This is a genomic window from Marinobacterium aestuariivivens, from assembly GCF_042661465.1.
In the GTDB taxonomy this organism is placed as follows: Bacteria; Pseudomonadota; Gammaproteobacteria; order Pseudomonadales; family Balneatricaceae; genus Marinobacterium_A; species Marinobacterium_A aestuariivivens.
Genome location: NZ_JBHSWE010000001.1, coordinates 753,537 through 765,577 on the forward strand (window position 1 = coordinate 753,537; position 12,041 = coordinate 765,577).

At 62.4% G+C, this 12,041-nt stretch carries 12 protein-coding genes and 1 pseudogene; 3 read left to right on the forward strand and 10 right to left on the reverse strand.

Annotated features, from left to right (window positions below):
• Window position 1: 1 nt before the first annotated feature.
• The 5 genes from ACFQDL_RS03905 to ACFQDL_RS03925 all read right to left on the reverse strand — a co-directional run bounded on the left by ACFQDL_RS03905 (window position 2) and on the right by ACFQDL_RS03925 (window position 2,883).
• Window positions 2-367, reverse strand: a complete 366-nt coding sequence (locus tag ACFQDL_RS03905; RefSeq protein WP_379907901.1) for a hypothetical protein — start codon at window positions 365-367, stop codon at window positions 2-4.
• Between the two features lie 47 nt (window positions 368-414).
• A complete protein-coding gene (locus ACFQDL_RS03910) occupies window positions 415-858 on the reverse strand; it encodes a hypothetical protein (RefSeq protein WP_379907902.1) in 444 nt (147 codons plus the stop codon).
• A gap of 313 nt (window positions 859-1,171) precedes the next feature.
• Entirely contained in the window at window positions 1,172-1,783 is a 612-nt protein-coding gene (locus ACFQDL_RS03915) for a response regulator (protein ID WP_379907903.1), read from the reverse strand.
• Between the two features lie 207 nt (window positions 1,784-1,990).
• Window positions 1,991-2,653, reverse strand: coding sequence for a LysR substrate-binding domain-containing protein (locus ACFQDL_RS03920; RefSeq protein ID WP_379907904.1), 663 nt, complete (start codon window positions 2,651-2,653; stop codon window positions 1,991-1,993).
• Entirely contained in the window at window positions 2,611-2,883 is a 273-nt protein-coding gene (locus ACFQDL_RS03925) for a LysR family transcriptional regulator (protein ID WP_379907905.1), read from the reverse strand. The genes ACFQDL_RS03920 and ACFQDL_RS03925 overlap by 43 nt, the downstream gene beginning before the upstream one ends.
• A gap of 99 nt (window positions 2,884-2,982) precedes the next feature.
• On the opposite strand from ACFQDL_RS03925, the gene ACFQDL_RS03930 reads away from it, so the two are divergent.
• Window positions 2,983-3,957 carry a TDT family transporter gene (locus ACFQDL_RS03930; RefSeq protein WP_379907906.1) on the forward strand — a complete coding sequence of 325 codons (975 nt, stop codon included), beginning with the start codon at window positions 2,983-2,985 and terminating at the stop codon, window positions 3,955-3,957.
• A gap of 59 nt (window positions 3,958-4,016) precedes the next feature.
• Entirely contained in the window at window positions 4,017-4,577 is a 561-nt protein-coding gene (locus ACFQDL_RS03935; protein WP_379907907.1) for a gamma-glutamylcyclotransferase family protein, read from the forward strand.
• A gap of 112 nt (window positions 4,578-4,689) precedes the next feature.
• On the opposite strand, the gene cysG is transcribed toward ACFQDL_RS03935, so the two are convergent.
• The 5 genes and pseudogenes from cysG to ACFQDL_RS03960 all read right to left on the reverse strand — a co-directional run bounded on the left by cysG (window position 4,690) and on the right by ACFQDL_RS03960 (window position 10,684).
• Window positions 4,690-6,123 (reverse strand): siroheme synthase CysG, encoded by a 1,434-nt coding sequence (gene cysG / locus ACFQDL_RS03940; RefSeq protein WP_379907908.1) that lies wholly within the window; start codon window positions 6,121-6,123, stop codon window positions 4,690-4,692.
• 563 nt (window positions 6,124-6,686) lie between these two features.
• Entirely contained in the window at window positions 6,687-7,406 is a 720-nt protein-coding gene (locus ACFQDL_RS03945) for a phosphoadenylyl-sulfate reductase (RefSeq protein ID WP_379907909.1), read from the reverse strand.
• Window positions 7,407-7,485: 79 nt separating this feature from the next.
• Window positions 7,486-7,815 (reverse strand): DUF934 domain-containing protein, encoded by a 330-nt coding sequence (locus ACFQDL_RS03950; RefSeq protein ID WP_379907910.1) that lies wholly within the window; start codon window positions 7,813-7,815, stop codon window positions 7,486-7,488.
• Window positions 7,816-7,962: 147 nt separating this feature from the next.
• Window positions 7,963-9,626 (reverse strand): annotated as a pseudogene (locus tag ACFQDL_RS03955) (nitrite/sulfite reductase).
• 272 nt (window positions 9,627-9,898) lie between these two features.
• Window positions 9,899-10,684, reverse strand: a complete 786-nt coding sequence (locus tag ACFQDL_RS03960) for a sulfite exporter TauE/SafE family protein (protein WP_379907911.1) — start codon at window positions 10,682-10,684, stop codon at window positions 9,899-9,901.
• Window positions 10,685-10,950: 266 nt separating this feature from the next.
• Between ACFQDL_RS03960 and cysD the strand changes: the two genes are divergently transcribed.
• Window positions 10,951-11,868: a sulfate adenylyltransferase subunit CysD gene (gene cysD, locus ACFQDL_RS03965; RefSeq protein ID WP_379907912.1), complete on the forward strand. Its 918-nt coding sequence runs from the start codon at window positions 10,951-10,953 to the stop codon at window positions 11,866-11,868.
• Window positions 11,869-12,041: the final 173 nt, after the last annotated feature.

The window sequence follows — 12,041 nt, forward strand, 5'->3', positions numbered from 1 at the left end:
CCTACGATAAGCGGGTGGAAACTTCGGGAACATCCGTGGTCGGCAGGCTGATGTTGACGCGCCCCTGGGCGACCTGGCCGCGCATGCGCAGGCTGCCACCGTACATTTCGATCACCTCGCAGGCCTGGACCTGGTCGAGGGGCGCGCCCTGCCAGTGTCCGTCGATTTCCAGCCGGCGCATGCCCGGCAACTCCATATCACCGATATCCTGGACGTTGATCAGCAGCTGCTCCGGCTCCTGGCGCAGACGCACCAGCAGGCGATGGCTTCGATGCCTAAGCACCAGCTCCTCGGTAAGACTGCGCAGCGCGGCCGCCAGTCCCGCCGTTCTCCCCTGCAGCCTGCCGAGCGGCAGCGGCACTTGCACGTAAAGTGCCGGCGCGCCCTTGAGCGGCGGCGCCAGCGCCTCGCGTATCAGATCCAGCGGATCCAGCCCCGGGACGCCTTCGTCTGCTCGGCCGGTTGTATCGAAGTTCGGGATGAACCCAGCACCGACTGAAGCGCCAGCCTGTCCGCGGCCGACAATGCGGCCTGAAACCGGGGCTGGCGACAGAGCTCGGTCAACATCCGGTGCCGGACGGCCAGTTCGCTGTCGATGCCGACAGGAGGCGCCTGAAACAGCACGAATTCGAATGCGGCCCAGCGCAGACCTGTCGCCGAGTGCAACTGCTGCGTGCATGGCTGACGCACCAGCAGCCGCTCTCCCTCGCGGTGCAGCACTTCGAGGCGGGTGCCCGGCTCAAGTTCCAGCTGACGACGGGCCAGTTGGCTGGATAGCGCGATTTCGCCATCGCTCCTGATGACCGCCACCCTTGCACACAACAGGTCGAGGAGGCGCTGGAAAAACTGGATTCGCATAGTCCGGTCTAGTTACCCAAAGTCCATTTCCGAGTTTGCGAGATATTACCAGAATTTCCGAATTATAAAAATGAGGATCTTGAGGCCTGAGGCCTGAGGTCTGAGGTCTGAGGCGAAAAGCGTGGGAAGTAGCCTGGAATGAGCCGAAGGCGAATTCCGGGTCCCGAAGCCCAGGCCCTGCATTGGAACGCCTGGGTTTGCGTGGAGCCCACCCGGTGGGGTGCCACCCGGTCGGAATTCGCCCCTTCGGGGCATCATTCCAACCTACGCCCAGCCGACGGGCCCCGGGGTTAAACGTATCCTGGACTCCGGCTCAGCGCTCAAGCAGAGACTCGAGGCGTTCGCGAATCAGTTCGAAGGGCACCGGCTTGGGCAGGACCCTGCACTCGACGCCGACCGGCATGCCGGCAAGCACTTCGTTTTCCTCGAGAGCGGAGATCACCATCAGCTCCATGCGGTCGAGCAGGCCGCTCTGCTTGAGCGCCGAGATCATCTGGAAACCGTCGATATTCGGCAGGTTGAGGTCGAGCAGCAGCAGCTGCGGTTCGACCTGGCCGACCGTCAGCAGGCCAGTGTAGCCATTGTCCGCCAGATGCAGGTCGAGCGGCAGGTGCCAGCTCTTCAGCGTCAGCTCATAAAGCCGCAGCAGTGTCGACTCGTCCTCGACCACGAGTACCTTCAGTGGCGGAGGTGATGCTTTGTCGCCATCGCTGGCACCGGGCCCAGGCAGGACCGGCCCCGCGCCCGAACGCAGCTCCTGCGCCAGCTTGTGGACGTCGGTCAGGCTGAAGCGACGATGACCGCCCGGGGTCTTCCAGCTCGCAATTACGCCGGCATCGGCCCAGAGCTGTACGGTTCTGGCCGAAACACCAAGCAACTCCGCTGCCTTGCGACTGGTGCAGATATCATCCTGTCTGATCGTCATCGTATTCTCTGTGCTGCAAAACTTTCTGCGATTGGCATTCTACACCTTTTCAATGCTTCTTTTATGCCTTTCAAAAAAACCTGTCAAATCAGGCACTGGCCGGCAGCCAGACGCTGACCCGGGAGCCTTCTCCGATAGTACTCTGAATCTCGATCAGGCCACCATGGCGCTCGACGATTTCTCTGCTGACCGACTCGAACATGGTACCTATTGGACCGGGCGCCAGTCACGGCTGTAATCGAGAAATCGCTCGAGCAGGGGGCTGCGGTATTTGTCACGATGACAGATGAGGCTTAGCTGGCGCGAAAAGTGCCTTTCCAGCCGGACCTCGCGCAGTTTCCTGGCCTCGCAGAGTGCCTCGGTCGCCAGACGGGACATGAAACCGAGCCCGAGCCCCGCGGCGACGCTGTTGTTGACCCCCTCGTTGGCATTCATCTCCAGCGCCAGGTGCCAGCGTTCGAGCCTGGGCAGGAGCAGCCGCTCGAACTGTTCGCGGGTACCGGAGCGGGGTTCACGCAGCACCCAGCGCTGATCGTTCAGCGCCGCCAGCGGATGGGAACGGCCGTCCGCCAGCGGATGGTCAGGGGATGCGACCACATGCATTTCGTCTTGCCCCCAGGGCATGATCAGGAGTTCCTCTTCGCCGGACATGCCCTCGATAAAGGCCAGGTCCAGTTCGAAGCGCTGCAGCTGCTCGATCAACAGCGCCGTGCTGCGAATCGTCACCCGGGGCCGGCGGCACGGCACCTGTGCCATAAAGCCTGCCAGCAGGCGCGGCAGCAGATTGTTGCCGATGGTATGGCTGGCGCCGATGCGCAGCTGCCCGGTCAGCGGTCCCTGGGTGCCGAACAGCCCGGTAACCCCCGCCATCCGCTCCAGCAGTTCGTCGGCCAGGGCACCAGTTGCTCGCCGGCGGGATTGAGCACCAGCCGGTTGCGGATCCTGTCGAACAACCGCGTATCGAGCTGCCGCTCGAGTTCCTGCAGCGCCATCGAGACGGCGGCCCGGGTCAGATGCAGTTCCTCGGCGGCGCGCGCCAGCGAGCCCTGCCGCGCCACACTGGCGAACACCCTGAGCTGCTTGAAAGTCACGGCCGACATGTTCAATTTATCTTAACTTTATATAAAAAACGTTTAGATATGCTTTATATCAAGATTTCACTAGGATAGCCGAACGATTTATGCACCGGGGATACATTTATGCTCAGAGCCGTCCGAGAAACGCTGCGTCAGCTGCCCACGCCGCTGGCCGGACTGGCGCTGGGCATCGCCGCACTGGGTGCCAGCTGGGAACTGCTGCTGCCGCTGCAGGACAGGGCCCAGCTGGCAGGTGCCGCCGTGGCGGCACTGCTGCTGCTGCTGATACTGTGCAAGTTCGTGCTGCACCCCCTGCTGCTCTGGCGCGAACTGGCACACCCCGTGGTTGGCGGCGTCGTGCCGACCTTCAGCATGGGCACCATGCTGATCAGTCACGCCCTCTATCCGCTGGCCCCGGCGGCCGCCACCTGGCTCTGGCTGCTGGCGGTGGCGCTGCACCTGACGTTCCTGGTGCTGTTCGTACTCCATCGCCTGCATAGGTTCGAATTGCATCACATGGCGCCAAGCTGGTTCGTGCCGCCGGTGGGGATCGTCGCGTCCGCGCTGACATGCCCGCCCGAAGCGACGGAGCTGGCGCGCAACCTGATGTGGTTCGGCCTCTGCTGCTACTGCCTGCTGCTGCCACTGATGCTGTACCGGCTGATCTTCGCCCGCCGCCTGCCCCGCGCCGCTCGACCGATACTGGCAATTCTGGCGGCACCGGCGAACCTCTGTCTGGCCGGCTATATCAGCATCATCGATCAGCCGTCGCTGCTGCTGATCGCGGTACTCGGCACCGTCGCCCAACTGATGACTCTGGTGATCTACCTGGCATTCGTCGAGCTGTTGCGGCTGCCGTTCAGCCCGGCCTATGCCGCCTTCACCTTCCCGGTGGTGATCAGCGCCACCGCCATGCTGAAACTGGAGCAGCTGCTGCTGTCGCTCTCGGCCCCGGCCGATGTCGTCGGACCGGTACACTGGCTGGCCGAGGCGGAACTCGCCGGCGCCAGCCTGATGGTGGCCTATGTCGCGCTGCGCTACCTGCTGCACTACGGCAGGTTTCTGGTACCCGCACAGTGGCGCCTGCGCACCGCCTGAGCGGTTGCCTGGCGCGCCCCGTTGCGGCACTCTTGGAATGCAGGAGGAGGAAAAGCCGCATGACTGTCTGTGCACCTGAACGCCGAAACAGCCGGTGCCGAGCCCGGAACCGGTCCCTGCACGATCCGCTGCTCTACTTCGCTTATGGTTCCAACATGGCGGTCGAACGCCTGCGCGCACGGGTGGCCGAAGCCGAACGGCTGTCGCCCGGGCTGTTGCAGGGCCACAGCCTGCGCTTTCACAAGATCGGCCGCGACGGCTCCGCCAAGTGCGATGCCTTCGAGACCGGCAATGCACCGGATCGCGTCCACGGCGTGCTGTTTCATATAGAGCGCCGCAGCCGGGTCTGGCTCGACCGGGCCGAAGGGCTCGGGATGGGCTACGATATCCGCGAAGTCGAAATCCAGCTGGACAGCGGTGAACGCCTGACCGCATTCACCTACTGCGCCAGCCTGATCGATCCCCGATTGCACCCTTTCGACTGGTACCTGGAGCATGTGCTGCACGGCGCCCGCCAGGCCTGCCTGCCACCTGACTACATCGAGGCGCTCCTGCGCCAGCCCTGCATCCCGGATCCCGATACCGAACGTGCCGCCCTGGAGCGGGCGATCTATCGATAGAGCCCCTCTGCGGTCAAACTGCCGTTAGCCCCTGTGGGAGCCCACTCCGTGGGCGAATCGCTATTCGCCCGGAGGACCGGGCTCCCACAGGCTCCATGGGCCTCAGACCGCATCAATGCTCGTGGTGCACGCGCATCAGGCTGTGATTGCTGCCCTCGACGAGGTCGTCGCCGAACCAGGACAGGCTTTCGTGCATGTCGACCACCTCACCGACGATGATCAGCGCCGGCGCCGGCAACTGCGCCACCGCCTGCAGCTCGGCGATATTGGCCAGGGTGCCGGTCAGCACCTTCTGGTCCCGCGCCGTGCCTTTCGAGACGATCGCCACCGGCGTCTCGGCCGGCTTGCCGTGGGCCACGAGCTTCGAGGCCAGCTCCGGCAGCGTATGCAGCCCCATATAGAGGACGATGGTCTGGTTCGGATGCACCAGTTCGGCGAAGTTGAGGTCGCTGGTGCGGTTTTTCAGCTGGCCGGTGACAAACTTCACCGACTGAGCAACATGACGGTGCGTCAGCGGAATACCGGCATAGGTGGCGCAGGCACTGGCGGCGGTGATGCCCGGAACGACCTGGAACGGAATACCGTGGGGCTTGAGCGACTGCAGCTCCTCAGCGCCGCGGCCGAAGATAAAGGGATCGCCACCCTTGAGGCGCAGGACCCGCTTGCCCTCGAGGGCATGCTTCACCAGCAGATCGTTGATCCCCTCCTGCGGCAAGGCATGATTGTCGCGTTTCTTGCCGACAAAGACGAGATCGGCATCGCGGCGGCACAGCTCCAGCACGTCCTTCGACACCAGCGCATCGTAGAGCACCACGTCGGCCTGCTGCATCAGCCGCAGCGCCTTGAAGGTCAGCAGCTCGGGATCGCCGGGACCGGCCCCCACCAGGTAGACCTCGCCCACCTGGTGCTCGGGATCCGCGACGTCGAGCTTGGACTGCAGCAGTTGCTCGGCGGCACCGAGACGGCCGGCAAACACCTGTTCGGCCACCTGACCCTGCAGCACCGACTCCCAGAACTTGCGGCGCTGGTTGACACCGGAAAAACGCGTCTTGACCCGGTCGCGGAAACGCCCGGCGAGCTTGCCGAGCTGGCTGTAGCCGTTCGGAATCAGCGTCTCGAGCCGGGCCCGCAGCATCCGCGCCAGTACCGGCGAGTCGCCACCGGAGGAGATCCCGATCACGATCGGCGAGCGGTCGACAATGGCCGGAAATACGAAGGTGCACAAACGCGGACAATCGACGACATTGACCGGAATATTGCGCGCAACGGCATCGTAATGGATGCGTTCGTGCAGAGCCTCGTCATCGGTTGCGGCCACCACCAGCACACGGCCCTCGAGCAGGGCGCTGTGGTACTCACCGACAATCAGCTGCCCTCCCTCGTTCTCGACCAGTTCCGCCAGCTCCGTCCCGATCTGCTGCGCCACCACGGTGAGCCGGGTACCGGCCCGCACCAGCAGCCGCGCCTTGCGCAGCGCCACCTGGCCGCCACCGACCAGCAGCGCCGACTGATCCCTGAGGCGGAAAAAGAGAGGAAGGTACTCCACGTGCTCTACTCCTGCGTCCGAACTTACTCTGTAGTGTAATGCAACTCGCTGCTCTGAAATCGGTCAGCCTGTTCTTCCATGATGCAAGATTGCGGCCAGCCCGGGATAACGCGCCGAAAGGGCTCGGGAGCTGCCTCCGCCTTCCGGGCTGCACCATAACAAGGCACCATGCCGCACTCCTTTGGTGCAAGCCGAAACAAACGCCCGGGGCCTGGAATGAGCGAAGCGAATTCCGGGTTTCGAAGCGCATTCGGGGTCCCAGCCGACGTGCCATATCCGTGCGGAACTCCTTTGGTGCAACCTGAAACAAATTCGCCCGTAGCCTGGAATGAGCGAAGCGAATTCCGGGGGCTCGGCTCGTCGGAATTCGCCCCTTCGGGGCATCATTCCAACCTACAGACAAGCCCCCGCTCCTTCACATCCATATGATCGCGGGATAAATACATCCTTGTACAAGCCCCGCTCCTTCACATCCATGTGATCGCGGGATAAGTACATCCTTGTACAAAAACGCCGCTGCGGCAGAACCGCAGCGGCGTTCGAGCATGCAAAACCGCTTTTCGTTACTTGAACTTCAGCGGCGTGGCCGGGTGCAGACCGCACTCGCGGTTTTCCGGGTTTTCCCACCACCAGCGGCCCGAACGCACATCCTCGCCCATGGAGATCGCACGGGTGCAGGGCGCACAGCCGATGCTCGGGTAGTGACGGTCGTGCAGTTCGTTGTAGGGCACCTCGTTGGCGCGGATATAGGCCCAGACCTCTTTCTCGCTCCAGTCGGCCAGCGGGTTCAGTTTCTGCAGACCGTTGCCCTCGTCCCATTCGCTGAAGGCGATCTCGTCGCGGGTGACCGACTGCTCCCGGCGCAGACCGGTGATCCAGGCCTGCTGACCCGACAATGCGCGCTTGAGCGGCTTGATCTTGCGCACGAAACAGCAGCCCTTGCGCAGCGCCTGGGACTCGTAAAAGGCGTTGATGCCGTTCTCGGCCACGTACGCCTCGACATCGGCGGCTTCCGGATAGTACACGTCCAGCTTCAGGTTGCCGTAATGGCTGCGCACCTGGGCCAGCAGCTTCAGGGTTTCCTCCGGCAGCCGGCCGGTGTCCAGTACGAACATCCGGATCCCGGGCGCATACCGGCTGATCAGGTCGGTCAGCACCACGTCCTCGGCACCGAGGCTGTTGGCGAAAACGATGCCGTTGGCATAGTCGGCCTCGGCCTGTTTCAGCAGGCCGGCGACGTGCTCGATCTTGGCCTGGAGTTCGGCGCTTATCTGCTCGCTCATCACAAATTCCTCACCTCGAATGACAACGGCCGCTGCCCGCCTCCAGTTACGAAAAAGGGAGCCGCGGCCGTTCGGATACTCAGCGGCCCTGGCGGTAGATCGGCCGCGGATCGTCGGCGGCGCCCTGGTAGTAGGCACCCACTTCACCGAAGGCGTTCAGCGTCTCCGGCTTGAAGCGGTCTTCGGGCACCTGGAGGGCATCGAAACCGCAGCGCTGCAGATATTCGAAGCGGTCACGGGTGATGTCGCCCACCGCGCGCAGCTGCCCCTTGAAGCCCGCCCGGCGCACCAGGCGTGCCTGGCTGAAGCCACGGCCGTCACGGAACACCGGGAACTCGATGGCAACCAGCGCCAGTCTGTCGAGATCCTGCAGCACCGGCTCGACCTCGTCGTCGCCATTGAACTGCACGCCCAGGGCACCTGGCGGTTCGCGAGGATCTCGCGGTTTTCCAGGTAGAGTGCCAGCGGCACGACGACATCGCCGTCCTTCGGCAGCTGCTCGATAGTGGCTTCGGCGTCCACGAACTGCCAGTTGTCCTGGCTGACGACTTCGCGATTAATGAGCAGCGGCATAGACCTTCTCCTTGAACGGGTTGACACCGATGCGGCGGACGGTGTCGATAAAGAGTTCGTTTTCCTGGCGATTCTCGACATAGACCAGCAGGATCTTCTCCAGCGTATCGGCGACCTCGTCGGCGGCGACGGACTTGCCCAGCACCTTGCCCAGCGAAGCATCTTCCTTGTCGGAGCCGCCGAGGGTGATCTGGTACCAGTCCTCGCCGTTCTTGTCGACACCGAGAATGCCGATATGGCCGACATGGTGATGACCGCAGGCATTGATGCAGCCGGACATGTTCAGACGGATCTCGCCGAGATCGTACTGGTAGTCCAGGTCATCGAACTTCTCGTTGATCTGGTCGGCGATACCCAGCGTCTTGGCATTGGCCAGCGCGCAGAAGTCGCCGCCCGGGCAGACGATCATGTCGCTCAGGGTGTTGATGTTCGGGCGCGCCATATTGTGCTCGGCCAGCACCTGCCAGACCGCGTAGAGGTCGGCGTTCCTGACATCGGCCAGCACCAGGTTCTGGGTGTGGGTGACGCGGATTTCGCCCCAGCTGTATTTCTCGGCCAGATCGGCCACCACATCCATCTGCAGGTCGGTGGCATCCCCGCCGGCGCCAGCATGGGCTTCAGCGACACGACCACGCCGCGATAGCCCGCGACCTTGTGCTCAACGGTGTTCTTCTCGTACCAGACACGGAAACCGCTGTCGGCCTCGAGCTTGCCGGCGAGGCTCTGGTCGGACGCAGCGGACGCATCGTAGTCGAACGGCCTGAAGAAGCTCTGCACGCGCTCGATCTCTTCGACGGGCAGTTTCAGTTCCGGCTGTTCGGCCTTGATCTGCTCCCACTCCGCCTCGACCAGGCGCGCGAATTCCTCGGCCCCCAGGGCCTGCACCAGAATCTTGATGCGGGCCTTGTACTTGTTGTCGCGGCGTCCCTTGAGGTTGTAGACACGCAGGATCGCCTCGAGGTAGGACAGCAGGTCCTCCCGCGGCAGGAATTCGCGGATCGTCTTGCCGATCATCGGGGTACGGCCCAGGCCGCCGCCGACCAGCACCTCGAAACCGACTTCACCGGCGTCGTTCTTCACCAGGTGCAGCCCGATGTCGTGGACCTGGGACGCGGCGCGGTCCTCCGGACCTCCGGTCACCGCCATCTTGAACTTGCGCGGCAGGTAGGCGAATTCCGGGTGGAAGGTCGACCACTGGCGAATCAGTTCGCAGTACGGACGCGGATCCTCGATCTCACTGGCGTTGATGCCGGCGAAATGGTCGGTGGTGGTGTTGCGAATGCAGTTGCCCGAGGTCTGAATGGCGTGCATCTGCACTTCGGCGAGTTCCGCCAGGATATCGGGCACGTCTTCCAGCTTCGGCCAGTTGAACTGGATGTTGGTACGGGTCGTGAAGTGGCCATAGCCCTTGTCGTAGGTGCGGGCAATGTGCGCGAGCTTGCGCAACTGTTGCGACGACAACAGCCCATACGGGATCGCGACACGCAGCATCGGCGCATGGCGCTGGATGTACAGGCCGTTCATCAGGCGCAACGGCAGGAATTCTTCATCGGGCAGTTCGCCCGCCAGGAAACGGCGAGTCTGGTCGCGAAACTGGGCGACGCGGTCATCGACCACTTTCTGATCTACTTCGTTATATAAATACATGCTCCAACACCTTGCCTGGCGGCGGCGCCGCCATTCACCTCAAATTCTGTGGACATTGACCCGGCTTGTCCGGGTCAATCCTGTAATGCATGGATGCATCACCATTGGTCGAAGACCAATGCGAGCCCTTGACATAAAATTGCTCCTGCATTTTTTGCATACAGGCCATCCATGGCCTTCAAAATCAAGGGATTTCGCAAAATTCCGCCCGATTTTCAAGGGCGGCCATCCAACAGGCAAGGATGCCTGTTGGGTGGCTGGTCAAAAGCCGATCAGCCCGCGAGTACGAAACGCAGTCCGATCGCAAACAGAATGGAACCCATGATCGGCTGCATCACCTTGGGCGAGAGCCGCACCCCGACATGACTGCCCAGAAAAACCCCCGGCAGCGAACCGGCGAGCAAGTATATCAGCAGTGACAGGTCGACATTACCCATGGTGTAGTGTCCGGCCCCGGCGATGCTGGTCAGTACCACCGCATGCACCAGGTCGCTGCCGACGATTGCCGGCATGGTCATGCGCGGATACAGCAGTATCAGCATCGCCGTGCCCAGGGCACCGGCGCCGACCGACGACAGCGTTACCAGGCAGCCGAGCAACAGCCCCATCAACACCGTCGCATAGGGGCGCACGAGACGCGCCCGGTGGGCCAGCGGATGATGCTCGAAGCTCAAGGCCTTCTCGCGAATGCGATTGCGCAGAAACACCGCCACCGAGGTCAGCACCAGCGACACACCCAGCGTCATGTTCATCAGCGACTCGATGCTTTCGAGCGCCTCGAGCCCCTTCAGGTAATTCAGCGTCAGCAGGCTGCCCGGAATACTGCCGGCCAGCAACAGCCCGACGACTTTCCAGTACACCATTTTCTTGCGGGCATAGGACCACATGCCGCCGAACTTGGTGATCGCGGCATAGAGCAGGTCGGTACTGACGGCGACCACCGGGGCGATACCGAACACCACGATCAGGATCGGGGTCATCAGAGCCCCGCCGCCGATCCCGGTCAGGCCGACGATAAAGCCCACCACCAAACCTGCAAAGCTGTATGCGACTTCCATGCTGGCAACCCACTTCTAATAACAGGCGCCCATCATACTGATCGCCGTTTATAACGCAAAATACTAATTAGAAATTTTGTTATAACCATCAGGCAGAAGCAGAACCGGCCAGCGACGCCTTCGCATATTCCTAAAAGACATAAATGAATTTGAATTTATTCTTTTTGATTGTATGTAAATCTCTGTAATAATGCGCCGCAAAATGGCCTGCGTGCGCAAGTGAAGCCGCGGCCCAGATTTACACCTATAAAGGAAGGGCTCGATTCATGAATCAGTTGCCGGAACACCGTCTGACGCATCTAAGACAGCTGGAAGCCGAGAGCATCCACATCATCCGGGAAGTCGCCGCGAGCTTCGACAACCCGGTCATGCTCTACTCCATCGGCAAGGACTCGTCCGTGATGCTGCACCTGGCCCGCAAGGCCTTCTATCCGGGCAAGCCGCCGTTTCCGCTGATGCACATCGACACCACCTGGAAGTTCCGGGAAATGATCGAGTTCCGCGACCGCATGGCCGAGAAAGCCGGCATGGACCTGATCGTCCATATCAACCCCGAAGGCGTCGAGATGGGCATCAGCCCCTTCGTCCACGGCTCCAAGAAGCACACCGATATCATGAAGACCCAGGGCCTGAAACAGGCACTGGACAAGTACAAGTTCGATGCAGCCTTCGGCGGCGCCCGTCGCGATGAAGAGAAGTCCCGCGCCAAGGAGCGCGTGTTCTCGTTCCGCGACAAGCACCACCGCTGGGATCCGAAAAACCAGCGCCCGGAGCTCTGGAACATCTTCAACACCCGTATCGACAAGGGCGAGAGCATCCGCGTCTTCCCGCTGTCGAACTGGACCGAACTGGATATCTGGCAGTACATCTACCTCGAGCAGATCGAGATCGTGCCGCTGTACTACTCCGCCCTGCGCCCTGTGGTCGAGCGCGACGGCATGCAGATCATGGTCGACGACGACCGCCTGCCGCTGAGCCCGGGCGAAGAGCCGGTGATGAAGAAAGTCCGCTTCCGCACCCTGGGCTGCTACCCGCTGACCGGCGCCGTCGAGTCCGAGGCCGATACCCTGCCGGAGATCATCCAGGAAATGCTGCTCACCACCACCTCGGAACGCCAGGGCCGCGCCATCGACCACGACAGCGCGGGATCGATGGAGCAGAAGAAGATGGAAGGATATTTCTGACGAAGTAGGAGCGCCGCCCCGGTGCGAACGGGGGTTGATCCGGCACCGCGCCACAACCCTTCGCCGCGAGGGCGCGGCTCCTACAACGACATGCAGCAAAGAACCTGGCGCTGTTCCGGTATTTAACACCCGATACAGCCCACGCTGAACAAGATCCGCGAGCCCTGAACGCC

Excerpts from the sequence above, each read along its gene's own strand:
- ACFQDL_RS03910 (WP_379907902.1), bottom strand. The coding sequence starts at position 858 with ATGCGAATCCAGTTTTTCCAGCGCCTCCTCGACCTGTTGTGTGCAAGG.
- ACFQDL_RS03915 (WP_379907903.1), bottom strand. The coding sequence starts at position 1,783 with ATGACGATCAGACAGGATGATATCTGCACCAGTCGCAAGGCAGCGGAG.
- ACFQDL_RS03920 (WP_379907904.1), bottom strand. The coding sequence starts at position 2,653 with ATGGCGGGGGTTACCGGGCTGTTCGGCACCCAGGGACCGCTGACCGGG.
- ACFQDL_RS03925 (WP_379907905.1), bottom strand. The coding sequence starts at position 2,883 with ATGTCGGCCGTGACTTTCAAGCAGCTCAGGGTGTTCGCCAGTGTGGCG.
- ACFQDL_RS03930 (WP_379907906.1), top strand. The coding sequence starts at position 2,983 with ATGCTCAGAGCCGTCCGAGAAACGCTGCGTCAGCTGCCCACGCCGCTG.
- ACFQDL_RS03935 (WP_379907907.1), top strand. The coding sequence starts at position 4,017 with ATGACTGTCTGTGCACCTGAACGCCGAAACAGCCGGTGCCGAGCCCGG.
- ACFQDL_RS03945 (WP_379907909.1), bottom strand. The coding sequence starts at position 7,406 with ATGAGCGAGCAGATAAGCGCCGAACTCCAGGCCAAGATCGAGCACGTC.
- ACFQDL_RS03960 (WP_379907911.1), bottom strand. The coding sequence starts at position 10,684 with ATGGAAGTCGCATACAGCTTTGCAGGTTTGGTGGTGGGCTTTATCGTC.
- cysD (WP_379907912.1), top strand. The coding sequence starts at position 10,951 with ATGAATCAGTTGCCGGAACACCGTCTGACGCATCTAAGACAGCTGGAA.